Genomic DNA, 24,746 nt, shown 5'->3' with positions numbered 1-24,746 from the left:
GAGCTCCGTTCGAGCCGGCTTACTCGAAGCCGATCTCGAACGCCACGGCCTTGTTGCCCGGGTCTTCCACTTCCAGCACCAGGGCGGCGTTGCCGCCGGCCGGCAGGCCGTGCGCCGAGGTGGTGCCGTCGCCGAGGTATTCGGATGGACGCAGGCGGCGCATGGCGAGGCGCTTGCCGTCGACGTCGGACAAGGTCACCACCACGACCGGCCAGGGCTGGTCGAACGCCGCGTCGTTGCGCACGGTGGCGCTGATCAGCAGCGCGCCAGGCACGGAGGGATGGGCCTGCACATCGCGGGCCAGCAGATGCAGGCGCCGGGTGTCCTGCACCAGCGGCAGCTCGCAGCCGAGGCCGGCGCAGAGCTGGCGCAGCCAGGGACCGGCGGTGGTGTCGGCCACCAGGTCGTCGCGCTTGGCCCAGGCCAGCTGCGCGCACAGCAGCAGCAGCAGGATCAGGCACGCCACCAGCCACGGCCAGCGCCGCGCACCGCCGCGCCGCGCTTCGCGCGCGAAGCGCGGCGAGAACGTCAGCTGGGAGAAGTCTTCGCCGGACCCTGTCGCGGCGGGTTCGGCCGCGAAGGCCGGTTGCTCGGGCCGCGGCCGGTACACCGCCGATTCCACCCGCGGCAGCAGCGCACCGGCGCGCATGCGCGCCGGCAGCCGCTGGAACGGTTCGGGCGGCAGCTGGCCGCTCAGGCTGTCCAGCGCGTCGAACTCGGCCTGGCAATGCCCGCACACGACATGGCCGCGCGCCTGCGCAAGGGTCTCCGTGTCCATCGAGAACACGGTCAGGCAGTCGGGGCATTGGGCGTACATCGGATAAGTAGAGTCGGTCGCGCGGCGGCCTGTAAAGGGCAAAAGCAAAAAACTCGGACGAATGTGCAACGCCGTCGGCGCTTTGGCGCTGCGTTCACGCCGCGTGCTTACGCTTGACGCCGGCGTCCGCTGATGCGCACCCAGTCCTCGCGCGTATCCGCGCGCAGTTCCTCGAACCATTCGGCATAGCGCTCGAGCAGTTCGTCTTCCTGGCCCTTGAGAATGCCGGAGATGGCAAACGGCGCGCCGGGCCTGGCGGCTGCGGCGAAGGTGGGCGCGAGTTCCGCCAGCGGACCGGCCAGGATGTTGGCGACGAACACGTCGGCGGGCTCGACGTCGTGATCTTCGGGCAGGAACAAAGCCAGCCGCTCGGCGACTTCGTTGCGTTCCGCATTGTCGGCGGAGGCAGTCAGCGCCTGCGGGTCGTTGTCCACGCCCACCGCGCTGGCGGCGCCGAGCTTGAGCGCGGCGATGGCGAGAATGCCCGAGCCGCAGCCGTAATCGATCACGCTGCGTCCCTGCAACGCCTGCGCATCGAGCCATTCCAGGCACAGCGCCGTGGTGGGATGGGTGCCGCTGCCGAAGGCCAGGCCCGGATCCAGGCGCACCACCACCGCGTCGTCATCCGCCGGCGGTTCGATGTTCCACGGATAGATCCACAGCCGGCGGCCGAACTGCATCGGCTTGAACGTGTCCATCCATGCGCGTTCCCAGTCCTGGTCGGCGATATCGCGGTATTGCACCTGGTCCGGTTCCAGCCAGGGCAGCAGTTCGCCCAGTGCTTCGGTGAGGCCGCGCCGGTCGGTGTGCTCATCGAACAGCGCGTTCAAGGTGATGGTCGGCCACAGCGGCAGCTCGCCCACGCCCGGCTCGAAGATCGCCTGCTCGTCCGGCGTTTCCGCATCGGCGTCCTGCAGTGTCACGGACAGCGCACCGATGTCCTCCAGCGCTTCTTCCACGCGTGGCTGTTGTTCGGAGCGGATGGTGAGGGTCAGTTCGAGAAAGGGCATGGATCGCAACGCAATGGAAGGCCGCGCGGCCGCAGGTGCCGAGTATAGGCAGGCGGCGGGGCCGGAAAACGACAGCGGGGACGCAAGTCGGACAACCTGCGTCCCCGCTTCGAGACAAACGCCCGTCAGTGCGCCGGCGGGTGTGCCTGTTCTTTCTGCTCGGCCATGCGCTTCTCCAGATAGTGGATGTTCTGTCCACCGTGCTGGAAGCCGACGTCGGCCATGATGCGCTGCTGCAGCGGGATGTTGCACTTCACCCCTTCGATCACCGTCTCGGCCAGGGCCAGGCGCATGCGCGCGATGGCGGTCTCGCGGTCCGGGCCGTGCACGATCAGCTTGCCGATCATCGAATCGTAGTTCGGCGGGATCTTGTAGCCGTCGTACAGGTGCGTGTCGACGCGCACGCCGGGGCCGCCCGGCGCTTCGAAGCGCTTCACGGTGCCGGGCGAGGGCAGGAAGCTGTCCGGATCCTCGGCATTGATGCGGCACTCGATCGCGTGGCCGTGGATCTTGATGTCTTCCTGGCGGATCGACAGCTTCTCGCCGCCGGCGATCAGCAGCTGCTCGCGCACCAGGTCGATGCCGGTGATCAGCTCGGTCACCGGATGCTCCACCTGGATGCGGGTGTTCATCTCGATGAAGTAGAAGCGGCCGTTCTCGAACAGGAACTCGAAGGTGCCGGCGCCGCGGTAGCCGATGCGCAGGCAGGCGTCGACGCAGACCTTGCCGATCTGCTCGCGCAGTTCCGGCGTGATCCCCGGCGCGGGTGCTTCTTCGACGACCTTCTGGTGGCGGCGCTGCATCGAGCAGTCGCGTTCGCCCAGGTGGATGGCGTGGCCCTGGCCGTCGGCCAGCACCTGGATCTCCACGTGGCGCGGATTCTCCAGGAATTTCTCCATGTACACCTGATCGTTGCCGAAGGCCGCCTTGGCCTCCTGCTTGGTCATGGTGATGGCGTTGCCCAGGTGTGCCTCGGTGCGCACCACGCGCATGCCGCGGCCGCCGCCGCCGCCGGCGGCCTTGATGATCACCGGGTAGCCGATCTCGCGCGCGATGCGGATGTTCTCGTCCACTTCGTCGCCGAGCGGGCCGCCGGAGCCGGGCACGCAGGGCACGCCCGCGGCCTTCATGGCGCGGATCGCTTCGACCTTGTCGCCCATCAGGCGGATCACGTCCGCGGTCGGGCCGATGAAGATGAAGCCGGACTGTTCCACCTGCTCGGCGAAGTCGGCGCGTTCGGACAGGAAGCCGTAGCCCGGATGGATCGCCTGGGCGTCGGTGATCTCGGCCGCGGCGATGATGCGCGGGATGTTGAGGTAGCTGTCGACCGACGGCGCCGGGCCGATGCAGATCGATTCGTCGGCCAGGCCGACGTGCTTGAGGTTGCGGTCCGCGGTGGAATGCACCGCGACCGTCTTGATGCCGAGGCTATGGCAGGCGCGCAGCACGCGCAGCGCGATCTCCCCCCGGTTGGCGATGACGACTTTCTCTAATAAGGGCATGGGAATAGGGAGTCGGGAATAGGGAATAGGCGCATCATCGCGTCGCTTCGCGGGCTTGAAGTGCGTTCATGAGGCCCGTCAGCATGGCGAAGACATCGTCGATACGTGTCTTGATTTCTGGTGGAAACTCGCTGTAACCGAGCCGATACGCAATTTGAAGTTGGGTATCGAGCTCGGACAACGAGCCACGCGCAATCGAAAGAAAGCGAAGGTATTCAGGAGTCGAGCGTCGAGCAGCACCCTCGGCGATATTCGAAGGGACGCTGATGGCGGCGCGCCTTAGCTGCGCAGTCAAACCAAACCGCTCGGAATCGGGAAACTTGGAAGAGCAGGCATAGACCTGCTCCACAAGCGACATGGCTTGCTGCCAGACCGTCAGGTCTTCATGTGGCCGCTTCGCCGATTCCCTATTCACGATTCCCTATTCCCCACCTTTCAGGCGATCACGAACATGGGCTGGTCGAATTCCACCGGCTGGCCGTTGTCGACCAGGATGGCCTGCACGGTGCCGGCCACGTCGGCCTCGATCTGGTTGAACATCTTCATCGCTTCGATGATGCCCAGCGTCTCGCCGGCCTTGACCTGCTGGCCGACCTTGACGAAGGCGGCCGCGCCGGGGGTGGCCGAGGCGTAGAACGTGCCGACCATCGGCGCCTTCACCACGTGGCCGGCCGGCAGCGTGCTGGCGGGGGCGGCTTCGGCGGCGGGGGCCGGGGCGGCGACCGGAGCGGGCGCCTGCATCACGGGCGCCATGACCGGTGCGGCGGCGACGTTCACGGTTCCCTTGGGCACGCGCGAGAGGCGCACGACTTCCTCGCCCTCCTTGATCTCGAGCTCGGCGAGGTTGGATTCCTCGAGCAGGTCGATCAGTTTCTTGATCTTGCGCAGGTCCATCGGACAAACCTTTTCGTTGGTGCCGCCACGGCGGCAGGGAAGGGAAATCTTTTGGCGGGCGGCTCAGGCGGCCGTCCGCTCCAGGCGGCTCAGGGCCGCTTCCAGGGCCAGCCGGTAGCTGTCCGGGCCGAAGCCGCAGATCACGCCGACCGCGATGTCCGCCAGGTAGGAGTGGCGGCGGAACGGTTCGCGCGCATGCACATTGGACAGGTGCACCTCGACGAACGGGATCGCCACCGCCGCCAGCGCGTCGCGCAGCGCGATGCTGGTATGGGTGAAGGCGCCGGGGTTGAACAGGATCGTCGCCACCTGCTCGTCGCGGGCCTGGTGGATGCGGCCGATCAGCTCGTGCTCGGCGTTGGACTGGTACCAGGCCAGTTCGTGGCCGGCCTCGCGGGCGCGGGCGGCAAGGGCGGCGTTGATGTCGGCCAGGGTGGTGTGGCCGTAGATCTCCGGCTCGCGCGCGCCCAGCAGATTGAGATTGGGTCCGTGCAGAACCAGGATCTTCGCCACGCCGAAACCTTCAACGGGACCGGGCAGGGCCCGGCGACCGGCGGGAGTGTGCGCGCAGTCGGCAATGTTGTCCAGTTCGGCGCAGATCGGCGATGTTCGGCGGAGAAGTTCGCGTTAAACCGTGCGAGGCCGTATGGCTGCCGGAATGGCCTCAGGGCGCGGCCGGCGGCGCCAGCCAGCGTTCCAGCGTCGCCGTGTCCAGGGCGCCGCGGCGGACGTCGAGGATGCGGCCGTTGCCGTCCAGCAGCACGCTGTACGGCAGCACTTCGCCGACGTTGCCCAGCCGCAGCGAAGTGCTGGGACTGTCCAGCCGACCCAGCAGGATCGGATAGCCCACCGGATGGGCGGCCAGGAACTCGCGTGCCCGCGCCGGCTCGTCCATGGCAATGCCGACGACGATCGCGCCCTGTTCGCCGAATTTCGCCTGCGCCCTGGCCAGCGCCGGCATCTCGTCCAGGCAGGGGCCGCACCAGCTGGCCCAGAAATTGAGCAGCACGCGGCGGCCATGGAAGTCGGACAGGCGGTGCTCCTTGCCGTCCAGGCCGGGCAAGGCCAGGTCCGGGCGGACGTCGCCGACGTTCGCCACCTGCACCCCCGCCGGTGCGCGGGCCTGCCGGCTGGCGTGCTGCAGCCAGCCGCCCAGCGCGGCGACCAGCACCGCCGCGCCGAGGATCAGCCAGTTGCCGCGGCTGAGCATTACTTCGCCGCCTCGGTCAGCGCTTGCTCGACCAGCGAGGAGGTCAGCACCGTCGGCAGCTTGCGGCCGTCGCCGCCGTGCTTGGGGAACACCACGTACAGCGGCACGCCGGGGGTGTGGTACTGCTGCAGGAAGGCGGTGATGTCCGGGTCCTCGTTGGTCCAGTCGCCCTTCATATAGACCGCGCCGGTGCGCTTGAGCAGGTCGCGGAAGGCGTCGGTGGCCAGCACCGCGTGCTCATTGGCCTTGCAGGTGATGCACCAGTCGGCGGTCATGTCGACGAAGACCGGGGTGCCGGCCTTGCGCAGCTCGGCGAGCTTGGCCGGGGTGAAGGCGACGGTGCCCTCGGCGGCGCTGGCGGCGGCGACCGGGGGCGGCAGATGCGCCAGGTAATACAGCGGCGCCAGCCCCAGCAGCAGCGGCAGCACCGCCAGGCTGCGCGCGCCCGCGCTGCGATAGCGGCTGCGCTCGAACCACCACAGCGCCATCGCCAGCATCACGCCGGCCACCAGCAGCAGGCCGACCGCATCGGCGCCGCGCTGGTTGGCCAGCACCCAGGCCAGCCACACCGCCGCCAGATACATCGGGAAGGCCAGCACCTGCTTGAGCGTTTCCATCCAGGCGCCGGGCCGCGGCAGCAGGCGCGCCAGCGCCGGCACGTAACCCACGGCGAGGAAGGGCAGGGCCAGGCCCAGCCCCAGCATGACGAACACCAGCATCGCCTGCGCGGTGGGCGCGGCCAGCGCATAGGCCAGCGCGCTGCCCATGAACGGCGCGGTGCAGGGACTGGCCACCACCACCGCGAGCACGCCGGTGAAGAAGTCGCCAGCCAGGCCCGCCCGGCTGGCCAGCCCGCTGCCGGCATTGCCCAGCGAGGCGCCGAACTGCACCACGCCGGACATCGACAGCGCCACCGCCAGCATCACCAGCGACAGCGCGGCGACCACCAGTGGCCGCTGCAGCTGCGCGCCCCACGCCGCCTTCAGCGACAGGATCACCAGGCCCAGCACGACGAAGCTGACCAGCACGCCGGCGGTATAGGCCAGCGCATGGCGGCGGCGATGCGCGGGGCTCTCGCCGCTTTCGATCAGGCCGACCGCCTTGATCGACAACACCGGCAATACGCAGGGCATCAGGTTCAGCACCAGGCCGCCGCCCAGGGCGAGCAGCAGCGCGGCCCACAGGCTGACTTCCAGTTCGGCGGCGGGGCGCGTTTCCGGCGCCGGGCCGGCCGCGGCCTGGCCGACCGCGGTGGTGCCGCCGGCCAGGTCCACGTCCACCGCGCGGGTCATCAGCGGATAGCACAGGCCGCCGTCCTGGCAACCCTGGAAGCTGGCCTCGATCGCAACCTGCCTGCGGCCGGCGAGATCGCCCTGGATCGCCACCGGCAGCTCGACTTGGTCGAAGTACACGGTGACCTTGCCGAAGTGCGGATCCTGCTTGACGGTGCCCTGCGGCCACTGCGGCTGGCCGAGCTTCAGGCCCGCGGCATTGAGATGCAGCGAGGTCTGGTCGCGATACAGGTAATAGCCCTTGGGCATGGTCCAGCGCAGCAGCAGTTGGTTCGGCTTGCTGGCCAGGGCTTCGAAGCGGAAGGCCTGCTCGGCCGGCAGCGGTGCGGCGTCGGTGCCGGGCGCGGCGGTGGACGGCGAAGTGCCGCCGATCTGCGCCAGCGCGGCGCCGAGCGTCTGCGGCGCGGCCGCATCGGCCTGTGCGGCACCCGCCGGCAGCGGCAGGTCGAGCTGCTCGGTATGCGGCGGATAGCAGATCTTCGGCTCCACTTCGTGGCAGCCCTGGTAGCGCACGGCGAGCTTCAGCCGCTGCGTGCCGGGGGCGACGGTGTAGGGCACGGTCGCGTCGACTTCGTGGTGATAGATCTCCACGTCGCCGAGGTATTCGTCGTGATGCCTGGCGCCGTCGGGCAGCCTGGCTTCGCCGGCGGTGACGCCGTCGGCGCCGGTGAACTTCATGCGCCCGCGATAGAGGTAGTAGTCCGGCGCGATGTCCCAGTGCAGTTTCACGACACCGGGCGTGGAGGCGTCGGCCTTCAGCTTGTAGGCCTCGGTCACCGGCAGGATGTTGTCGTCGTCCTGCGCCCAGGCGCTGGAGATGCCGGACAGCAGCAGTGCCAACAGCAGCCAGGCCAGGGCGATGAAGCGCGCCGTCGGACGATTCAAGCAGATCGGTTGCATTGCGGCTCCAGCGAAGGGAGTGCCCGGCGTGGGGACGCGGGCGATCTCGAATTATGGCGCAGCCGGCCTGCGAGGCGCCGGTTGGGTGGACAGTCGGGGCGTCAGGCTTGTTCCGGCGCGGTGGCGGCCGGGATGGTGCGCGGGCGGATCAGTCCCGTGGTCAGCGCGACACCGAGCAGGATCACCGCGCAGCCGCCGGCCATGGCCAAAGTGATCGGCTCGCCCAGGAACATCAGGCCCCACAGCGCGCCGAACACCGGGATCAGGTACAGCACCGCCAGCGTGCGGGTGGAGCCGACGCGTGCCATCAGCCGGTAGAACAGCACGTAGGCCAGCGAGGTGCAGGCCGCGGCCAGGCCGAACATGGCGAACCAGGCCTGCGCGCCGGGCATCTTCGCCGGCCACAGCCACACGGTGAGCGGCAGCAACGCCGCGGCGGCGGCGAGCTGGCTGCCGGTGGCCACCGGCAGCGGCGACACGCCGCGCAGCCGGCGCTGGCCGTAGTGCGCGCCGAACGCGTAGCAGACATTGGCGCCCACGCAGGCGGCCATGGCCCAGGCCGAGCCGCCGCCATGGCCGAAGCCGATGCTGCCGGCGATCAGCCACACCACGCCGGCGAAACCCACCATCAGGCCCGCGGTGCGCGCGCCGTCCAGCTTCTCGCCCAGCCACAGCCAGCCCGACAAGGCCACCAGCAGCGGCCCGATCGCGTCGGAGATCGCCGACACGCCGGCGGGCAGGCTGGTCGCCGCGTAGGAGAACAGCACGAATGGCAGCGCCGAATTGCTCATGCCCACCACCGCGATCGGCCGCCAGTGCCGGCGCATCTCCGCCAGCCGCTCGCGCGAGGCCAGCAGCGGCAGCGAGCACAGCGCCGCGCCGATCGCGCGCAGCCCGGCCAGCGCCATGCCGCCGAACTGGTCCGCGCCCATGCGCATGAACAGGAACGACGCGCCCCACAGGGCACCGAGCGACAACAGGGCGATGAGATCGGACTTCTTCATGGCGTGAGGGCTCATGGTGGAAGGAATGCAGGATCGAAGCGGAAGCCCCTCTCCCCTCGGGAGAGGGGGTGGGGTGAGGGTTCGGGCGGAGCGCAAGAGTGATGCGCTCCGCTCCGCCCGAACCCTCATCCGGCTGCCGCCACCTTCTCCCGGAGGGAGAAGGGTTCAGAACTGGAGCTTTTTTACTCAGACTGCCGTAGGCGACTTGCCCTGCCCGAACAGCACCTGCCGCTCCTGCTCCGTCAGCGCCTGCTTCGGCGCATAGGCGTTTTCCACGCCCTCGTAGGTGCGCACCGTGGCGGGACGCGCGGCCATCGTGCGGAACCAGCGCGACAGATGCGGAAACTGAGCCAGGTCCTGCCCATGTGCTTCGTGCGGAACGATCCACGGGTAACAGGCGATGTCGGCGATGGAGAATTCCCCGGCGATGAACTCGCGGCCTTCCAGGCGGCGATCCAGCACGCCGTACAGGCGGCTGACTTCGCGGGTGTAACGGTCGATCGCGTAGGGCACCTTTTCCGGCGCGTACACATTGAAGTGTCCGATCTGCCCGGCCATGGGACCCAGGCCGGCCATCTGCCAGAACAGCCACTGCAGCACCTCGCTGCGGCCGCGCAGGTCCGACGGCATCAGGCGGCCGGTCTTCTCGGCGAGGTAAAGCATGATCGCGCCCGACTCGAACATGGTCAGCGGCGCGCCGCCGTCGGCGGGTTCGTGGTCCACGATGGCCGGGATCTTGTTGTTCGGCGAAACGGCCAGGAACGCCGGCTTGAACTGCTCGCCCTTGCTCAGGCTGACCGGGACCAGCCGGTACGGAATGCCTGCTTCTTCCAGGAACAGGCGGGCCTTCAGGCCGTTGGGCGTGGCGGCGTAGTAGAGCTCGATCATGGCGGTGGCCTTGGGCGGTTGGGCGATGGGTGCAGGCTAGGTCGTCGGATGGTCTGGAAAAAGGACCACGATGCGGCAATTATCAGGGTCCACTTTGCCGGGGCAGCCTGATGGAGCATCCCTTCGAGTTCCCGCTGGAGCTGCCGGCCAAGGGCTCGCGCCAGCGGCTGGCCGCGCTGCACACGCAGTTGCGCGCGGCGATCCTGGACGGGCGGCTGAAGGCAGGCCTGCGCCTGCCCGCTACGCGCGAACTGGCGTTGGCGCTCAAGCTCTCGCGCAACACCGTGGTGGCCGCCTACGACCTGCTGCTGAGCGAGGGCTATGTGGTCGCCCGGCGCGGCGCCGGCAATTACGTGGCCGACCTGATGGAACGTCGTGCCCGCACGCACGTCGCCGGTACCGAAGAAGGCGGCGACCGCCGGCTGGCGCCGTACTGGCGAGAGGCGCGCCCGCCCGTGCCGTCGCCGCCGCCGGGCGCGTTCGCCCACGATTTCCGCCTGGGCGTGCCGGACACGCGGCAGTTTCCGTTCGAGGTCTGGCGCCGCCTGTCGGCGCGTGCGCTGCGCGACGTCTCGCGCCTGCCGTCGATGTCGGGGCAGTCGCGCGGGCGGCCGATCCTGCGCGAGGCGATCGCCCAGCATGTGTCGTTCGCCCGCGCGGTGGCCTGCGATCCGGACGATGTGATGGTGACCAGCGGCGCGCAGCAGGCCTTCGACCTGCTGGCGCGGGTGCTGGTAACGCCGGGCAAGACCGTGGTGGCGATGGAGGATCCAGGCTATACGCCGCTGCGCGCCGCCTTCGCCGCGGCCGGCGCCAGGCTGGTCCCGGTGGCGGTCGATGACGAGGGCATCGTGGTCGAGCGCATTCCGGTCGAGGCGCGGGTGATCTATGTGACGCCGTCGCACCAGTTTCCGCTGGGCATGTCGATGTCGCCGCGCCGCCGCGCGGAACTGCTGGCCTTCGCCGCCGCGCGGCGGGCCACGGTGATCGAGGATGACTACGACGGCGAATTCCGCTACGGCGGGCGCCCGCTGGATGCCCTGCAGACGCTCGATCGCGAAGGCTCGGTCTGCTACGTGGGCACGTTTTCCAAATGCCTGTTCCCGGCGCTGCGCATCGGCTACCTGGTGGCGCCGCCCTGGCTGCTGCCGGCGCTGGCGGCGGCGAAGGAACTGGCCGACTGGCATTGCGACGTGCCGGCGCAGGACACGCTGGCGGCGTTCATCGCCGAGGGGCATCTGGCGCGGCATGTGCGGCGCATGCGCAAGATCTATGCGGAGCGGCGCGAGGCCTTGCTCGATGCCCTGGCGCGGCACGGGCTGGAGGCCTGGCCTTCCGACGCCGGACTGCATCTTTCAGCGAAGCTGCCACGCAAGCTGCGCACCGATGTGCTGGTCGAGCAGGCGGCGGCGCGGGGCGTGCGCATCGAAGGCCTGGACGGCTATACCTTCGGGCGCGCCAGCGCGAACGGGCTGGCGTTGGGCTATGGACTGATCGAGGCCGCGCGCATGGACGAGGCGGTGCGCCACATCGCGCGCCTGCTGCCGCGCTGAGCGAAGTGGTCCCGTAGCATTGCCTGGAAGTGGCCCTTAAAACGGGGCCACGAGGGGCGGAGCATGGCGGCCACTCTCCAGCTGGATCGTCCCCGCCATGCATCGCCTCCTGCTCGCCTGTTTCCTCCTGCTGGGCCTGGCCGCCGCGCCGGCCTGGGCGCAATCCGGCCAGCAGCGCGCCGAGGCCGCCGGCAAGAGCCTGGTCGGCACGCCGGCGCCGCACGTGATCCTGAAGACCATCGACGGCAAGACCATCGACCTGGCGAGCCTGTACGGCAAGCAGGCGATCTACCTGAAGTTCTGGGCTACCTGGTGCGTGCCCTGCCGCGAGCAGATGCCGCATCTGAAGAAGACCTACGCCGAGGCCGGCCCGGACCTGGCGGTGATCGCCATCAGCGTCGGCTTCGACGAGACCCTGCAGGACGTGCGCAAGTACCGCGACGAGATGGGCCTGAAGATGCCGCTGGTCTTCGACGACGGCTCGCTGGGCCAGGCCTTCCATCTGCGCGTGACGCCGCAGCATGTGGTGATCGGGCGCGACGGTCGCATCCTTTATGTGGGCCACGAGGCCAACGCCAGGCTCGATGCCGCGCTGCAGGCCGCACGCAGCAGCACCGGCGTGGCCGCGGCCGGCGCAGCAGCGCCGAAGGAGGAAGCGCACTACGACACCGGCGACCGTGTGCCCGCGTTCGACGCCGCCATGCTCGACGGCAAGCATCTGTCGCTGCCGGAGGCGGGCAAGCCGACCGCGCTGGTGTTCCTCTCGCCCTGGTGCGAGTCCTACCTGGCGACCAGCCGGCCGGAGCTTTCGAAGAGCTGCCGCGCGATGCGCGAGCAGGTCAGTGCCTTGTCGGCGCGCGACACCAGGCTGCGCTGGGTCGGCGTCGCCTCCGGCCTGTGGGCCGCGCACGACGAGCTGGCCAAGTACCGCGACGAGCACCGCATCGGCATGCCGCTGACGCTGGACGATTCCGGCGCGCTGTTCCGCCGCTTCCGCGTGACGCATGTGCCGACGGTGCTGCTGTTCGATGCGCAGGGGCGCCTCGCCGCCCGCGTCGAGCAGCCCGGCGCGCCGCTGGAGCAGGCGCTCAAGAATCTGAGCACGCGTTGATGGAGGCCGCCATGTCCCGCCTGCTTCGCCATGCACTCGTGCTCGGGCTGGCCGCCGGCACCGCCCTGCCGGCGCTGGCCGCCGACGAACATCCCATCCTCACCGCGCCGCTGACCCAGGCTCCGGGCAAGAAGCTGATCGCGCTGACGGTGACCTTCGCGCCGGGCCAGCAATCCAAGCCGCATCACCATGAGGCGGATGCGTTCGTCTACATGCTGTCCGGGCACGTGCGCAGCCAGGTCGACAACGAACCGGCCCGGGAATACGGACCGGGCGAGAGTTGGTTCGAACCGGCGGGCGCCCACCATGTGGGCACTGCCAATCTCAGCGGCACGGAGCCGGCGACCTTCCTGGTGGTGTTCGTAGCCAGGCCGGATGCACGGCTGACCGTGCCCGATCAGCCCGCAACGCCGGCGCGGACCCAATCCAGGTAAGCGGCGTGGCCGTGCTCCACCGGCACGGCAATCAGCTCGGGCAGCTCATAGGGATGCAGCTCGAGCAGGCGCGCCTTCAGTGCTTCGAAGCGCGCCGCGGTGGTCTTGATCAGCAGCAGCTCCTCGCTATCCGTGCTGACCTGGCCCTCCCAGCGGTAGGTCGAACGCACCCCCGGCAGGCGGTTGATACAGGTGGCCAGCCCTTCTTCCACCAGGGTTCTGGCGAAATGTTCGGACTGCGGTGAGTCCGGATAGGTGCAGTAGCAGAGCAGGACTTGGTCGGTCATGGCGGGGGAGCCTAGCGCGGCTGCCCCTGCCGCCGCATGCCCCGCCGCCCCCTTGAAAGCCCTCGCCGGCTTCCCCATTAGCCCTGTCAGCTTCGGAACAAAGCCTCTTGCGGGGGATTTCTGCGTCGCTAGAATTGGCACTCGCCCCACGGGAGTGCTAACAGCGCCGCCGGCGCTGTTCCGGGGACACCTTTTTCGATCCACTCAAACCCAAGCTGGAGCCCATCACCATGAGCAAGCTGCGTCCGCTGCACGACCGCGTCATCGTCAAGCGCCTCGAGGAAGAGCGCGTTTCCGCCGGCGGCATCGTCATCCCCGACAGCGCCACCGAGAAGCCGACCCGCGGCAAGGTCATCGCCGCCGGCGCCGGCCGCATCCTGGAAGACGGCAAGGTCCGCCCGATGTCGGTCAACGAAGGCGACGTGGTGCTGTTCGGCAAGTACGCCGGCCAGGAAATCAAGATCGACGGCGAAGAGCTGGTCTTCCTGAAGGAAGACGACATCGTTGCGGTGATCGAAGGCTAAGCAGCCTCTCCCGCTCCTCTTCCCTCACACATTCACGCATTCAAAGGAATTACAGACATGGCTGCAAAAGAAGTCCGCTTTGGCGAAGACGTCCGCGCCCGCATGCTCAAGGGTGTCAACACCCTGGCCAACGCGGTCAAGGTCACCCTGGGTCCGAAGGGCCGCAACGTGGTGCTCGAGAAGAGCTTCGGCGCCCCGACCGTGACCAAGGACGGCGTCTCCGTCGCCAAGGAAATCGAGCTGGCCGACAAGTACGAGAACATCGGCGCGCAGATCGTCAAGGAAGCCGCTTCCAAGACCTCCGACGTGGCCGGCGACGGCACCACCACCGCCACCGTGCTGGCCCAGGCCTTCATCCAGGACGGCCTCAAGGCCGTAGCCGCCGGCATGAATCCGATGGACCTCAAGCGCGGCATCGACAAGGCCGTGGTCGCGGCGGTGGAAGAGCTCAAGAAGCTCTCCAATCCGACCGCCGACGACAAGGCGATCGCCCAGGTCGGCACCATCTCCGCCAACTCCGACGCGGCCATCGGCGAGATCATCGCCACCGCCATGAAGAAGGTCGGCAAGGAAGGCGTGATCACCGTCGAGGAAGGCTCGGGCCTGGAGAACGAGCTGGACGTGGTCGAGGGCATGCAGTTCGACCGCGGCTACCTGTCGCCGTACTTCATCAACAACCAGCAGTCGCAGCAGGTCGAACTGGATGACCCCTTCATCCTGCTGTACGACAAGAAGATCTCCAACGTGCGCGAGCTGCTGCCGATCCTCGAGGGCGTGGCCAAGGCCGGCAAGCCGCTGCTGATCGTCGCCGAGGAAGTCGAAGGCGAGGCGCTGGCGACCCTGGTGGTCAACACCATCCGCGGCATCGTCAAGGTTGCCGCCGTGAAGGCGCCGGGCTTCGGCGACCGCCGCAAGGCGATGCTGGAAGACATGGCCATCCTCACCAACGGCCAGGTCATTTCCGAGGAAGTGGGCCTGCAGCTGGAGAAGGCGACCATCGCCGACCTCGGCCGCGCGAAGAAGATCGTGGTCACCAAGGAAAACACCACGATCATCGACGGCGCCGGCGAAGCGGAGAAGATCCAGTCGCGCATCGGCCAGATCAAGGCGCAGATCGAGGAGACCTCCTCCGACTACGACCGCGAGAAGCTGCAGGAGCGCGTGGCCAAGCTGGCCGGTGGCGTGGCCGTCATCAAGGTCGGCGCGGCCACCGAAGTCGAGATGAAGGAAAAGAAGGCCCGCGTCGAAGACGCCCTGCACGCCACCCGTGCGGCCGTCGAGGAAGGCGTGGTGCCGGGCGGCGGCGTTGCCCTGATCCGTGCGCTGAAGGCCGTGGTCGGCCTGAAGGGCGTCAACGAAGACCAGAACCACGGCATCAAGATCACCATCGCCGCCCTGGAAGCCCCGCTGCGCGCGATCGTGGCCAATGCCGGCGAAGAGCCCTCCGTCATCGCCAACAAGGTGAAGGAAGGCCAGGGTAACTTCGGCTACAACGCCGCCACCGGCGAGTTCGGCGACATGATCGCCTTCGGCATCCTGGACCCGACCAAGGTCACCCGTTCGGCCCTGCAGTACGCCGCCTCGGTGGCCGGCTCGATCATCACGACCGAAGCGGCCGTGACCGAAGTGCCGAAGAAGGAAGAAGCCCATTCGCACGGCCCGGCCGGCGGCATGGGTGGCATGGGCGGCATGGATTTCTGATCCACCCGTTCCCTTTGCTGCGAGAAGAACCCCGCTACGGCGGGGTTTTTCTTTGGCGCAAAAGAAAAAACCCCGGGAGTCCATCTCCCGGGGTTCGTCGATGCGGGCGCGCCCTTGGCGCCGCGTCGCTGGTCGCTTACTTGCCGCCGGCTTCCGCCTTGGCGTCGGTCTTCGCGCCGACCGCGGCGCCGGCGACCGGCGTCTCGACCTTCGCGTCGGCCTTCACCGAGGCGGCGCCTTCCGCACCGGCAGCGGCGTCGCTGGTGGCCGATTCGGTGGCCTTCGCCGCCTTGTGGCCGGCGTGCTTGGTCTTGTGCGCAGCCTTCTTCACCGTATCGCCGGTCTTGGTCGCCGTCTCGTCGGCGGTCTGGGTGGCGCCCTGTACGGCGGCGCCGGCATTGAGGTTCGCGTTCGCCTTGGTGGCGTCCTGCACCGCGGCGCCGGCATTGACGCTCGCGCCGACCTTGGCCGCGGCCTGCGCGAAAGCGGGGGCGGTCAGCACGGTGGCCGAGAGGACGAGAGCAGCAAGCAGGGTCTTACGCATAGGGTAAACCTCCGATGTGAGTGCCGCGACGCAACGTGCCGCGGTGGAATCACGCTAGAGGCCGTTTGCCTGCTGAATCCTGAATTTTTTCGGGCGGGTCCGGTTTGCTTAAGCCGGCGGACATCTCGCTGAATCGCCGCTACGCGCCGGTAAAAATGCGTTTCGCGCGCTCTTGTTTTCTTTCGCGCAGCTAGTGGGAATGCGCCTTGCGCGCCATCACTGATGCGCGCCTTCAGTGCTGGCGGCGGGCAGCGCGCCTTGCTGCACGAAGCCGGCCTGCTCCAGCGGCGGATGTTCGGCCAGCGCATCGGCGCGCGGCAGCATGCGGTCCAGCTTTCCCTTGAGCCGCAGCAGCGCGACGCTTTCCATCGCCGTGTCGGTGCGCTGCTCGCTGCCGTCTTCGGCCTGCGGCGGTGCGCCCGGCGCGCGCGTCAGCGCGGCCAGCTGCGGCGCGAGCACCTGGGTCAGCGCGAAGTAGGCGTCGTCGTGGATGCCGGCTTGCTCCAGCAGCTTGCCGGGCAGCATCCAGGAGGCGAGATCCTCGCGCTGCGGCTGCGCTTGATTGCGCGGATCGACCAGCAGCCAGGTGCCCGGCTCGCTCAGCATGTCCTTGCCGTCGACGAAACCCAGCGTTTCGAATGCGCCGCTCAAGCCCGGCAGGTGGTCGCCGTAGAACAGCAGCAGCGTGGGCCGCTCGCGCTGCGCCAGCAGGCTGGCCAGGCGGCCCAGTTCCTCGTCGGCGTGCTGCATGTGATAGAGGTAATTGCGCAGCTCGGTCTTGTCCTCGTCGGCAAGGCCGTCGGGCACAGGGATCGCATCGCGCTTCGCCGCGTCGGCCGGCGCCACGTCGTAGGGGCCGTGCGCCTCGATGCTGATGGCGAACAGGAACTGCGGCGGGCCGGCATCTTTGAGCTGCGCCATGATCTCGTCCGTCATCGCGCGGTCGGCCATGTACTGGCCATCGAGATCCTTCGCATTGACGAAGCCGCCCTGCGACACGAAGCGGTCGAAGCCGATCGCACGGAATGCGGTGCTGCGATTCCAGAACGCCGGATTGTTGCCGTGGATCGCCATCGTCCGATAACCGTGCGAGCGCAACGTGCGCACCATGCCCGGCACCACCTTGTTGTTGAGCTGCAGATAGGGGAACTGCAGGTCGTCGAAATAGCGCAGCGACAGGCCGGTCAGCACCTCGAACTCGGTGCGGATGGTGCCGCCGCCGAAGGTCGGCACGTGCAGTGCGCCGCTGTAGCCGTGTTGCGCCAGGCGGTGCAGGTTGGGTGTCAGGTCGTGGTGCTCGAGGCCCTTGAGGATCGCCGGGTCGAAGAAGGATTCGCTCTGCACCACCACGATGTCGGGCATCGCCCCGGTGTCTTCCGGCGCCGCGCGCATGCGTTCGCGCAGCGCGGGGTCGGCCTGGCCGATCAGCTGCATCGCCGCATTCGGATCGGCCTGCTTGCGCTGCTGGCCGAAGTGCAGGTGGAACATCATCAGCGAACTGACCAGCCCGGAATGCTGCGCGGTGGAGGAGGCCGACCACGGTTCCATCCACAGCGTCTGGCCGTCGTAGAAGCGGCCCCAGGCCGGCATGCCCACCAGCAGCGAACCGAGCACCAGCGCCATCGAGGCGCCGGCCAGCAGGCGCTTGCCGCGGGTGCGGCGCGGGAACAGCGGGGTCTCCCTGCGCCAGGCCAGCACGACCACGGCGATGCCCGCGGCCAGGGCCAGGTACGGCCATGGCGTGGCCGGCAGATAGCCGCCGAGCAGATGCAGGCCACCCTTGCGCAGCTGGCCCAGCATGCGGAAATCGGCCGGCATCAGCGGCGTGCCCAGCTGACGCACCTTCAGCGCGTTGACCCCGTAGAGCACGCCCTGCAGCAGGAAGGCCAGGCTGAAGGACAGCACCGGCCGGCGGCTCAGCACCATCAGCAGCAAGGCCAGCAGCAGGCCCGGCAGCGCGTTGGCCAGCAGGTACAGCGGCTGCTGGAACAACTGCAGCGGCGCCACGCCTTCGCCGCCGTCCAGCCAGCCGGTCAGCAGCACGAAGGCCGCCGTCAGTGCCAGGGGCAGGGCGACCCGGCGGGCCAGACTGGCTCTGGCGGCCGGATTGGAGGTGGCTGGGGTCTTGGTCATGGCAGTCCTTTGGGGGATTGCGCTGTCATGGCTCGGACATCGGAATGTAACGATGCCGGCATGAACCAGGTGTTCGGCGCGCGTGGTGTTTGCGTACTTTCCGAGCGGTGCCAACGTGATGGCGAAGCGGCGCGTGCACGCGGGCCCGACATGCAGGTTCTCGCGGTCATCCGCCGGTCATCTTGCCGACACGCGGCCCGGTCGCAGACGCCGCCCCGGCGCCGCGGGCACAATGTCCGGATGCAGCCCAAGGAATCCCCGGCGCTTCGCGCCCTGATCGACGACCGCTACGCCGAACTGGCCGCGCGCTGCCGCCTGGCCGGCGTCGCGCTGCACGACGACGCCGGCGTGGCCGAACGCATCCGCCGCGCCCTGCTCGCCAGCGATTTCGCCTACGACATCTGGTTCCGCCAGCCGCAATTGCTGGCGCCGCAGGGCCTGGAGCGGCTGCGCGCCGGCGGCGACGCCAGCACGCGCAGCGAGGCGCTGAAGCTCGATCCGGACGAAGCCGTCTGCATGGCCACGCTGCGCCGCTTCCGCCATGCCGAAGCGCTGCGGCTGGTGTTCCGCGACGTCAACGGGCTGGACGAGTTGCCCGAGACGCTGTCCGCCACCAGCGTGCTCTACGAGGTGCTGCTGGGCGCCGCGCTGGGCTGGTCCGAACGCGCGCTGGCGTCGCGCTATGGCCACAGCCGCGACCACGACGGCGCGCTGCAGCGCATGGTGGTGGTCGGCTTCGGCAAGCTCGGCGGCACCGAGCTGAATTTCTCCTCGGACATCGACCTGGTGCTGGCCTATCCGCACAGCGGCCAGAGCGACGGCCCGCGGCCGCTCGACAACAGCGAATACTTCGTGCGCATGGGCCGCCAGCTGGTGCGCCTGCTGGCCGAGCCGACCGTCGACGGCATCTGCGCGCGCGTCGACCTGCGCCTGCGTCCGTTCGGCAATGCCGGGCGCCTGGCATTGCCGTTCAGCGCGATGGAGCAGTACTACCAGAGCGAGGGCCGCGACTGGGAGCGCTACGCCTGGATCAAGGCGCGCGCCGTGGCCGGCGACCGCAATGCCGGCAAGCAGCTGCAGGAACTGCTGCGGCCGTTCGTCTACCGCAAGTACCTGGACTACACCGCGTTCGCCGGCCTGCGCGAGATGAAGGCGCTGATCGACGCCGAGGTGGCGCGCAAGGACCTGGCCGACAATCTCAAGCTCGGGCCCGGCGGCATCCGCGAAGTCGAGTTCATCGTGCAGCTGACCCAGCTGATCCGCGGCGGCCGCGAACCCAGCCTGCGCGTGCGCGGGTTATTGCCGGCGCTGACCGCCTGCGAGGCGCGCGGCCATATCGCCGCCGCGCGCGCCAAGGCGCTGCGCGAGGCCTATGTATTCCTGCGCAAGGTGGAGAACCGCGTGCAGATGCTGCGCGATGCGCAGACGCACGACATCCCGCAGGACGCGCTCAGCCGCGAGCGCATCGCACTGGGCCTGGGCCACGCCTCGTGGGAGGAACTGGAAGCGGAACTGGCGCGCCATCGCGCCGTGGTCAGCGAGGAATTCGCCGAGGTGCTGGTGCCGCAGGGCGGCCGCACCGCCAGCGTGCCGGCGGAAGACGTGGCGCTGTGGCAGCGCGTGTGTGCGGAAGAAGTCAGCCCCGGCGTGCTGGAAGCGGCCGGTTTCCAGCCCGGCGCCGATGCGGCCGAGGCGCTGCTCAAGCTGCCGCAGGCGGCGGCCGTGCGCGCGATGCCGGCGCGTTCGCGCGAGCAGCTCGACCGCCTGATGCCGCAGCTGCTGGCGCTGGCGCGCGACAGCGCGGCGCCGGTACCGTGCCTGCTGCGCCTGTGCCGGCTGGTGCAGGCGGTGGCGCGGCGCTCCTCGTACCTGGCCTTGCTGGAGGAACAGCCGGCGGCGCGGCGGCGCCTGGCCGACTTGTTCGCGCGCAGCGCCTTCCTGGCCGAGCGCGTGATCGCCCAGCCGCTGCTGCTGGACGACGTGCTCGACCCGCGCATCGATCAACTGCCGCTCAAGCGCGCCGACATCAGCGCGGAAATCAGCCGCGTACTGGGCACGCTGGACGAGCGCGAGGCGGAGGCGGAGCTGGAGCGCATCAACGAATTCAAGGCCAGCACCGCGTTCCGTCTCGGCCTGGCTTTCAACGATGGCCGCGCCGATGCCGTCGCGACAGCGCGTCGCCTCGGCGCGCTTGCGGAGTCGGTGGTGATCGCCGTGACGGCGCTGGCCGAGCGCGAACTCACCGAACAGCACGGCCGCCTGCCCGGCGAGGGCAGCGGTTTCGCCGTGCTCGGCTACGGCAGCCTGGGCGGCGAGGAACTGGGCTTCGCCTCCGACCTGGACCTGGTCTTCGTCTACGACACCCGCCGCGCACACCTCATGAGCGACGGCGCGCGCCCGATCGAAGGCTCGCGCTGGTACCAGCGCCTGGCGCAGCGAGTGATGAACTGGCTCACCGTGCTGACTCGCGCGGGCCGCCTGTACGAAGTGGATACGCGCCTGCGTCCGGATGGTTCCAAGGGCCTGCTGGTGAGCAGCCTGGAGGCGTTCGCCGAGTACCAGCGCAGCCGCGCCTGGACCTGGGAACACCAGGCCCTGCAGCGCGCGCGGCCGGTGGCCGGCGATGCCGCGCTCAATGCTGAGCTGGTGGAAGTGCGCCGCGGCATCCTCGCCGTGCCGCGCGAGCACGCGCGCGTGCTCGCCGATGTGAGCGACATGCGCCGCCGCTGGCGCGCCGAGCGCGATCGCTCCGACGAACGGCAGTTCGATCTGAAGCAGGGCCACGGCGGCCTGCTCGATATCGAATTCGCGCTGCAGGGGCTGGTGCTGGCGCATGCGGCGGAACGGCCCTTGCTGCTGATGTCCACCGCCAACGCGGCGTTGATCGAAGCCTGCCGCACCAGCGGCTTGCTCGACGCTGCACAGGCGGATGTATTCGCGCGCGCGCACGGCGAGCTGCTGCGCCGCGCGCTTGCCTGCACACTGGACCTGCGCTCGCGCATCGCAGCGCGCGATCCGGAGCTGGATGCGCTGGGCGCGGAGGTGCGGCGGGTGACGGCGGAGCTGGGTTTCGCCTTCGGGCAGGCCTTGCCGGCGTAGGTTGGGGTGAGCCGAAGGCGAACCCCAACAATGCGAGGCGCTTGGAAGCGGTGTGTTGGGGTTCGCCTTCGGCTCACCCCAACCTACGCATAGCTGGCGGTGCGTGCCGCGATGCGCTGGCGCACCGTCTCGGCGATCGCGCGCGTCTCGCGCAGCGGCGTCTGCCGTGCGCTGATCTCGTCGTCGAGATCGTGCAGCAGTCCCGCCTCGCGCAATGCCCGGTGGAACCTGGCGAATTTGTCCGGCAGCGCCGCGCGCACCAGGGTCTGCACCGGGCAGCCCACCGCGCAGGCTTCCGAGAGCATGTTGATCGAGTCCGGCGTCACCACCAGCCGGTCGGCCCAGCCCATCGCGGCGGGGTAGGGATTGATACCGTCTTCCTCGTTGCTCCACACCATCCCGGGGATGCCGGCGAAGCGCTCGCGCAGCACGGCGACGACGGCCGGCGGGGTGCGGCGCGAAGCCAGCGCGATGATGCTGCCGCCGTCGCGCCACTGTCGCGCCACCAGCGGCGCGGCGAGCGCCTGCGCGTAGGCGGCGTCGATCGGCATGCCCTTGCGCGGGCCGCCCACCAGCACGGCGACGCGCGGCTGCGGCAGGTCGCCGAAGGCGGGGCAGACCTCGCGGCCCTCGGCCAGCCAGGCGTTGTCGATCGGATTGAGCGAGCCCAGCGGATGCAGCACGTTCGGCCCGACCAGGCCGTCGTGGCGCGGCGCGATCACCGTGTCCCAGTGCGCCGGATCGAGGCGCGGATCGAGGATCTGCACGGCATGGGTGCCGCCTTCGGACAATTCGCGCACCAGCCGCGTGTAATACGCCGCCGCGCGGCCGCAGCCGACGATCACCGCCGGCCACGGCGGCACCACGATGCCGCGGCGCTGCGCCGCGGGCAGGGCAAGGCGGCCGCCGGGCAGCAGCCGCGGCGCGAACCAGGACCATGGCGCGCGCAGGCCCAGCACCAGATGGCGGAACGGCAGGCCCAGCGCCTCGGCCAGGGCCAGCGCCTGGCGGTCGTTGCCGGCGCGGCCGTCGGTGACTGCCCAGCATTCGCCATGCAGCCGGGTCATGCGCGGCGCGGGTCCGGGATTGTTTCGATTCTCGCCACAGTACGTTCTATCCGGCCCAGTCCTGTTCGCCCTTGCGTGCCCGTACACTTCCGGGTCACGGCGCCGCCCGGCGCACTTCTTCGAAGGATACCCATGAGCGAGTTGCTTTCCGATACCGCCCTCGACCAGCTGTTCCGCCAGGCCCGCACCTACAACGCCTTCCAGGACCTGCCGGTGAGCGACGAGCTGCTGCGCCGGGTCTACGAGCTGGCCAAGTTCGGTCCGACCAGCGCCAATTCCTCGCCGGCGCGCATCGTGTTCGTGAAGTCGGCGGAAGCGAAGGCCAGGCTCGAGCCGTTCCTGTCCGAAGGCAACCGCGCCAAGACCATGAAGGCGCCGGTGACCGCGATCGTGGGCACCGACCATGAGTTCTACGAGCGCCTGCCCCAGCTGTTCCCGCACGCCGATGCGCGCAGCTGGTTCGTCGGCAACCAGCCGATGATCGACACCACCGCGTTCCGCAACGCCACCCTGCAGGGTGCATACCTGATCATGGCGGCGCGCGCGGTGGGCCTGGACTGCGGCCCGATGTCCGGCTTCGACAACGCCGGCGTCGACCGGGCGTTCTTCGGCGACACGCCGAACATCAAGTCCAACTTCCTGATCAACCTCGGTTACGGCGATGCCAGCCGCGACCTGTTCCCGCGCAGCCCGCGCCTGTCGTTCGAAGAGGCGTGCCGCATCGCCTGAGCGCGTTGCGTCCGCCTTCCTGTCGCTGCCCCTCTCTTCCACGGAGAACTACCCATGCGTGCACTTCGTTACCTCGTCCTCGCCGGCCTGATCGGCGCCGCTGTCACCGCCCAGGCCGACCCGGTCACCTACAAGCTCGACCCCGGCCACACCAACGTGCTGTTCAGCTGGAACCACTTCGGCTTCTCCAACCCGACCGCCAACCTGGGCCTGGGCGAAGGCACCCTGGTGTTCGACGAGAAGGACGCCGCCAAGTCCTCGGTCGAGGTGACCCTGCCGCTGGCCAACCTGGACACCCACGTGTCCAAGCTCGACGAGCACCTGAAGAAGCCGGATTTCTTCGACGCCGACAAGTTCGCCAACATCACCTTCAAGAGCACCAAGGTGCAGTCGCTCGGCGGCGGCAAGTACAAGGTGACCGGCGACCTGACCGTGCACGGCGTGACCAAGCCGGTGGTACTGGACGCCAAGCTCAACAAGAGCGGCGTGCATCCGATGCTGAAGGTGCAGACGGTGGGCTTCGACGCCACCGCCACGGTGAAGCGCTCGGACTTCGGCGTCGGCGCCTACGTGCCGAACGTCAGCGACGAGATCAAGATCCGCATCACCACCGAGGCCTCGGTGCCGAAGGCGGATTGATTTGCGCGGGCGCCGCTCGCGACGCCCTGCAAGAAAAAGCCCGCGCCGTTGCCGGCGCGGGCTTTCTGTTTGTATCGCGGGCGACGTCAGTTCTTGCCGACGCCTTCGTTCTTCAGGGATTCGAGCTTGGCCAGGTCGACGCTGTCGACCGCGTCCTTGAGCTGGTCGATCTCGGCCTGGCCGCTGGCCTTCACCGAGAAGCGCTGGCCGACCACCACGGTGTACTCGCCGCTCTTGCTGGTCTTGTCCCAGGACTCGTGCACCAGGCGGCCGTCCTTGCTGTAGGTCTTCTCGTAGCCGTCGTCGGTCTGCTGTTCGGACTCGGCGGCGAAGGCATTGGCCACCGCCATCATGCCCTTCATGCTGCCGGTGTCGGAGATTTCCAGCTCGACGTTGCGAGTGCCGTCGCCGTACTGGCCGCGCGCGACGGTGATCTGCACGCCCACGCCCGCGCTGCGTTCGGCCGAGAGGCTCTCGCGCTTGAGGCCCGCGGCGGTGTCGGGCAGGAAGGTCTTGATCTGGTCGGCCGACAGCGACTGCACGCTGCCGTCGTTGCCCATCATCTTGCCCATCGCCGCCTGCTGCGCGGCGGTGTCGCCGGACTTCTGCGCGGCTTCCAGCTCCTTGCTCGCCTGCTCGGCGCGGGCGCCCATGGCGGCGAGCTTGGCGGCGGCGCTGTCCGGATCGACGGTGACGCTGCCATGGTCGCCATTGAGGGTGACATGCCCGTTGTTCATGGCGGCGCCGGTCAGCGCGGCCGTGCCCACCACGCCGGCCACGATCATGCCGACGATCCAGCCCAGCACGGCGCCGATCACGATGGTGACGGCCGTATAGCCGGCCGATTTCTCCACCGGGTTCTTCATGGTGGCCGGCAGGCCCAGGTAGAGCAGGTAGATCGAGTAGATGCCGCCGGCGAGGGCGATCAGCCAGCCGATCCAGGGCAGGATGTTGGCGGCGCCGGCGACCCAGGAGGCGGTGCACGCATAGGTGATCGCCTTGAGCGCCTGCACCGGATCCTTCTGGCCGCCGAAGGTCGGCGCCAGCGCATTGATGATCAGCGACATCACGTACACCAGCACCAGCGACAGCAGGTACTGCAGCACCATCCCGGCCAGGCCCGAGCCGACCGGCGCGCGCCAGGTCACACTGAGCAGGCTGATGCCGATCAGGCTGTTCTTGATGAAGCCCGCGATCGCCGGCACGGCGGCCAGAACCAGGATGTAGTTCGTGTAGATGCCCTGGACGGTGGCCGGCTCCGCGGCGACGACCGGCCATTCGGTCTTGGGCGTGGTGAGGATCGCCCGCGCGCGGGCAATGATCTTTGCGAAATCCATGGGTGTTTCCCCTTCAGGCTGATGGTTCGGCGGAGGACCGCCGACGGGCGGATGATGTGCCCGCCCTGTGA

General features: G+C 69.0%; 23 protein-coding genes. 8 read left to right on the top strand and 15 right to left on the bottom strand.

The genetic code is table 11. The features are described 5' to 3' along the window. Window positions 1–19: 19 nt before the first annotated feature. The 10 genes from BM172_RS15600 to BM172_RS15555 all read right to left on the bottom strand — a co-directional run bounded on the left by BM172_RS15600 (window position 20) and on the right by BM172_RS15555 (window position 9,517). Window positions 20–817 (bottom strand): zinc-ribbon and DUF3426 domain-containing protein, encoded by a 798-nt coding sequence (locus BM172_RS15600; protein WP_026634940.1) that lies wholly within the window; start codon window positions 815–817, stop codon window positions 20–22. A 107-nt stretch (window positions 818–924) separates the two neighbouring features. After that, window positions 925–1,827 (bottom strand): 50S ribosomal protein L11 methyltransferase, encoded by a 903-nt coding sequence (gene prmA, locus BM172_RS15595; protein ID WP_026634939.1) that lies wholly within the window; start codon window positions 1,825–1,827, stop codon window positions 925–927. Window positions 1,828–1,952: 125 nt separating this feature from the next. Beyond that, window positions 1,953–3,329, bottom strand: coding sequence for an acetyl-CoA carboxylase biotin carboxylase subunit (gene accC / locus BM172_RS15590; RefSeq protein ID WP_026634938.1), 1,377 nt, complete (start codon window positions 3,327–3,329; stop codon window positions 1,953–1,955). Window positions 3,330–3,363: 34 nt separating this feature from the next. Next, window positions 3,364–3,747 carry a four helix bundle protein gene (locus BM172_RS15585; protein WP_026634937.1) on the bottom strand — a complete coding sequence of 128 codons (384 nt, stop codon included), beginning with the start codon at window positions 3,745–3,747 and terminating at the stop codon, window positions 3,364–3,366. A gap of 17 nt (window positions 3,748–3,764) precedes the next feature. Beyond that, a complete protein-coding gene (accB, locus tag BM172_RS15580) occupies window positions 3,765–4,223 on the bottom strand; it encodes an acetyl-CoA carboxylase biotin carboxyl carrier protein (protein WP_026634936.1) in 459 nt (152 codons plus the stop codon). 63 nt (window positions 4,224–4,286) lie between these two features. Beyond that, a complete protein-coding gene (gene aroQ, locus BM172_RS15575) occupies window positions 4,287–4,736 on the bottom strand; it encodes a type II 3-dehydroquinate dehydratase (protein WP_026634935.1) in 450 nt (149 codons plus the stop codon). Window positions 4,737–4,887: 151 nt separating this feature from the next. Beyond that, complete coding sequence (locus BM172_RS15570; RefSeq protein ID WP_026634934.1) at window positions 4,888–5,433, bottom strand: peroxiredoxin family protein; 546 nt, start codon at window positions 5,431–5,433, stop codon at window positions 4,888–4,890. Continuing rightward, window positions 5,433–7,625 (bottom strand): protein-disulfide reductase DsbD family protein, encoded by a 2,193-nt coding sequence (locus tag BM172_RS15565; RefSeq protein WP_026634933.1) that lies wholly within the window; start codon window positions 7,623–7,625, stop codon window positions 5,433–5,435. Before BM172_RS15565 ends, BM172_RS15570 begins: the two co-directional genes overlap by 1 nt. A gap of 101 nt (window positions 7,626–7,726) precedes the next feature. Further along, on the bottom strand, window positions 7,727–8,629 hold the full coding sequence (locus BM172_RS15560; RefSeq protein WP_026634932.1) for a DMT family transporter: 903 nt from the start codon (window positions 8,627–8,629) through the stop codon (window positions 7,727–7,729). Window positions 8,630–8,815: 186 nt separating this feature from the next. After that, window positions 8,816–9,517 carry a glutathione S-transferase N-terminal domain-containing protein gene (locus tag BM172_RS15555; protein WP_026634931.1) on the bottom strand — a complete coding sequence of 234 codons (702 nt, stop codon included), beginning with the start codon at window positions 9,515–9,517 and terminating at the stop codon, window positions 8,816–8,818. 110 nt (window positions 9,518–9,627) lie between these two features. Between BM172_RS15555 and BM172_RS15550 the strand changes: the two genes are divergently transcribed. The 3 genes from BM172_RS15550 (at window position 9,628) to BM172_RS15540 (ending at window position 12,615) form a co-directional block, all read left to right on the top strand. Further along, window positions 9,628–11,070: a MocR-like pyridoxine biosynthesis transcription factor PdxR gene (locus BM172_RS15550; protein ID WP_026634930.1), complete on the top strand. Its 1,443-nt coding sequence runs from the start codon at window positions 9,628–9,630 to the stop codon at window positions 11,068–11,070. A 97-nt stretch (window positions 11,071–11,167) separates the two neighbouring features. After that, window positions 11,168–12,181 (top strand): TlpA family protein disulfide reductase, encoded by a 1,014-nt coding sequence (locus BM172_RS15545; protein WP_051548586.1) that lies wholly within the window; start codon window positions 11,168–11,170, stop codon window positions 12,179–12,181. Between the two features lie 11 nt (window positions 12,182–12,192). Beyond that, window positions 12,193–12,615 (top strand): cupin domain-containing protein, encoded by a 423-nt coding sequence (locus BM172_RS15540; RefSeq protein WP_177218827.1) that lies wholly within the window; start codon window positions 12,193–12,195, stop codon window positions 12,613–12,615. On the opposite strand, the gene cutA is transcribed toward BM172_RS15540, so the two are convergent. Beyond that, on the bottom strand, window positions 12,579–12,902 hold the full coding sequence (gene cutA, locus BM172_RS15535; protein ID WP_026634929.1) for a divalent-cation tolerance protein CutA: 324 nt from the start codon (window positions 12,900–12,902) through the stop codon (window positions 12,579–12,581). The two genes, BM172_RS15540 and cutA, sit on opposite strands and share 37 nt — an antisense overlap. Window positions 12,903–13,132: 230 nt before the next feature. Here cutA and groES point away from each other — a divergent pair, with 230 nt between their 5' ends. Together groES and groL are read left to right on the top strand one after the other, a co-directional pair. After that, the gene (gene groES, locus BM172_RS15530) at window positions 13,133–13,426 is read left to right on the top strand and encodes a co-chaperone GroES (RefSeq protein ID WP_026634928.1); all 294 of its coding nucleotides are present in this window, start codon (window positions 13,133–13,135) and stop codon (window positions 13,424–13,426) included. Between the two features lie 57 nt (window positions 13,427–13,483). Then, window positions 13,484–15,127 (top strand): chaperonin GroEL, encoded by a 1,644-nt coding sequence (groL, locus tag BM172_RS15525; protein ID WP_026634927.1) that lies wholly within the window; start codon window positions 13,484–13,486, stop codon window positions 15,125–15,127. Window positions 15,128–15,263: 136 nt separating this feature from the next. On the opposite strand, the gene BM172_RS22565 is transcribed toward groL, so the two are convergent. Next, window positions 15,264–15,671: a hypothetical protein gene (locus BM172_RS22565; RefSeq protein WP_026634926.1), complete on the bottom strand. Its 408-nt coding sequence runs from the start codon at window positions 15,669–15,671 to the stop codon at window positions 15,264–15,266. Window positions 15,672–15,887: 216 nt separating this feature from the next. Beyond that, window positions 15,888–17,804, bottom strand: coding sequence for an LTA synthase family protein (locus BM172_RS15515; RefSeq protein ID WP_081805142.1), 1,917 nt, complete (start codon window positions 17,802–17,804; stop codon window positions 15,888–15,890). Window positions 17,805–18,044: 240 nt separating this feature from the next. On the opposite strand from BM172_RS15515, the gene glnE reads away from it, so the two are divergent. Beyond that, entirely contained in the window at window positions 18,045–20,903 is a 2,859-nt protein-coding gene (gene glnE / locus BM172_RS15510; RefSeq protein WP_026634925.1) for a bifunctional [glutamate--ammonia ligase]-adenylyl-L-tyrosine phosphorylase/[glutamate--ammonia-ligase] adenylyltransferase, read from the top strand. Between the two features lie 83 nt (window positions 20,904–20,986). On the opposite strand, the gene BM172_RS15505 is transcribed toward glnE, so the two are convergent. After that, window positions 20,987–21,970 carry a mitochondrial fission ELM1 family protein gene (locus BM172_RS15505; RefSeq protein WP_026634924.1) on the bottom strand — a complete coding sequence of 328 codons (984 nt, stop codon included), beginning with the start codon at window positions 21,968–21,970 and terminating at the stop codon, window positions 20,987–20,989. 132 nt (window positions 21,971–22,102) lie between these two features. On the opposite strand from BM172_RS15505, the gene BM172_RS15500 reads away from it, so the two are divergent. After that, a complete protein-coding gene (locus BM172_RS15500; RefSeq protein ID WP_026634923.1) occupies window positions 22,103–22,699 on the top strand; it encodes a malonic semialdehyde reductase in 597 nt (198 codons plus the stop codon). Window positions 22,700–22,753: 54 nt separating this feature from the next. After that, window positions 22,754–23,338, top strand: a complete 585-nt coding sequence (locus tag BM172_RS15495) for a YceI family protein (protein WP_026634922.1) — start codon at window positions 22,754–22,756, stop codon at window positions 23,336–23,338. Between the two features lie 86 nt (window positions 23,339–23,424). Here the strand turns inward: BM172_RS15495 and BM172_RS15490 are convergent, their stop codons facing one another. Beyond that, the gene (locus tag BM172_RS15490; protein WP_026634921.1) at window positions 23,425–24,675 is read right to left on the bottom strand and encodes a Yip1 family protein; all 1,251 of its coding nucleotides are present in this window, start codon (window positions 24,673–24,675) and stop codon (window positions 23,425–23,427) included. Window positions 24,676–24,746 lie beyond the last annotated feature (71 nt).

This window comes from Dyella marensis, from assembly GCF_900112865.1.
Taxonomy (GTDB): domain Bacteria; phylum Pseudomonadota; class Gammaproteobacteria; order Xanthomonadales; family Rhodanobacteraceae; genus Dyella_D; species Dyella_D marensis_A.
The sequence above is the reverse complement of the archived record's forward strand: the minus strand, read 5'-3'. Positions and strand labels throughout refer to the sequence as shown.

What these genes read in the sequence shown, in the direction of transcription:
- BM172_RS15505 (WP_026634924.1), bottom strand. Translation starts at nt 21,970, where the DNA reads ATGACCCGGCTGCATGGCGAATGCTGGGCAGTCACCGACGGCCGCGCC.
- BM172_RS15555 (WP_026634931.1), bottom strand. Translation starts at nt 9,517, where the DNA reads ATGATCGAGCTCTACTACGCCGCCACGCCCAACGGCCTGAAGGCCCGC.
- BM172_RS15550 (WP_026634930.1), top strand. Translation starts at nt 9,628, where the DNA reads ATGGAGCATCCCTTCGAGTTCCCGCTGGAGCTGCCGGCCAAGGGCTCG.
- BM172_RS15565 (WP_026634933.1), bottom strand. Translation starts at nt 7,625, where the DNA reads ATGCAACCGATCTGCTTGAATCGTCCGACGGCGCGCTTCATCGCCCTG.
- BM172_RS15600 (WP_026634940.1), bottom strand. Translation starts at nt 817, where the DNA reads ATGTACGCCCAATGCCCCGACTGCCTGACCGTGTTCTCGATGGACACG.
- BM172_RS15515 (WP_081805142.1), bottom strand. Translation starts at nt 17,804, where the DNA reads ATGACCAAGACCCCAGCCACCTCCAATCCGGCCGCCAGAGCCAGTCTG.
- BM172_RS15540 (WP_177218827.1), top strand. Translation starts at nt 12,193, where the DNA reads ATGTCCCGCCTGCTTCGCCATGCACTCGTGCTCGGGCTGGCCGCCGGC.
- accB (WP_026634936.1), bottom strand. Translation starts at nt 4,223, where the DNA reads ATGGACCTGCGCAAGATCAAGAAACTGATCGACCTGCTCGAGGAATCC.
- BM172_RS15500 (WP_026634923.1), top strand. Translation starts at nt 22,103, where the DNA reads ATGAGCGAGTTGCTTTCCGATACCGCCCTCGACCAGCTGTTCCGCCAG.
- BM172_RS15570 (WP_026634934.1), bottom strand. Translation starts at nt 5,433, where the DNA reads ATGCTCAGCCGCGGCAACTGGCTGATCCTCGGCGCGGCGGTGCTGGTC.
- prmA (WP_026634939.1), bottom strand. Translation starts at nt 1,827, where the DNA reads ATGCCCTTTCTCGAACTGACCCTCACCATCCGCTCCGAACAACAGCCA.
- BM172_RS15545 (WP_051548586.1), top strand. Translation starts at nt 11,168, where the DNA reads ATGCATCGCCTCCTGCTCGCCTGTTTCCTCCTGCTGGGCCTGGCCGCC.
- groES (WP_026634928.1), top strand. Translation starts at nt 13,133, where the DNA reads ATGAGCAAGCTGCGTCCGCTGCACGACCGCGTCATCGTCAAGCGCCTC.
- BM172_RS15490 (WP_026634921.1), bottom strand. Translation starts at nt 24,675, where the DNA reads ATGGATTTCGCAAAGATCATTGCCCGCGCGCGGGCGATCCTCACCACG.
- BM172_RS15495 (WP_026634922.1), top strand. Translation starts at nt 22,754, where the DNA reads ATGCGTGCACTTCGTTACCTCGTCCTCGCCGGCCTGATCGGCGCCGCT.
- cutA (WP_026634929.1), bottom strand. Translation starts at nt 12,902, where the DNA reads ATGACCGACCAAGTCCTGCTCTGCTACTGCACCTATCCGGACTCACCG.
- groL (WP_026634927.1), top strand. Translation starts at nt 13,484, where the DNA reads ATGGCTGCAAAAGAAGTCCGCTTTGGCGAAGACGTCCGCGCCCGCATG.
- BM172_RS15560 (WP_026634932.1), bottom strand. Translation starts at nt 8,629, where the DNA reads ATGAAGAAGTCCGATCTCATCGCCCTGTTGTCGCTCGGTGCCCTGTGG.
- accC (WP_026634938.1), bottom strand. Translation starts at nt 3,329, where the DNA reads ATGCCCTTATTAGAGAAAGTCGTCATCGCCAACCGGGGGGAGATCGCG.
- BM172_RS22565 (WP_026634926.1), bottom strand. Translation starts at nt 15,671, where the DNA reads ATGCGTAAGACCCTGCTTGCTGCTCTCGTCCTCTCGGCCACCGTGCTG.
- glnE (WP_026634925.1), top strand. Translation starts at nt 18,045, where the DNA reads ATGCAGCCCAAGGAATCCCCGGCGCTTCGCGCCCTGATCGACGACCGC.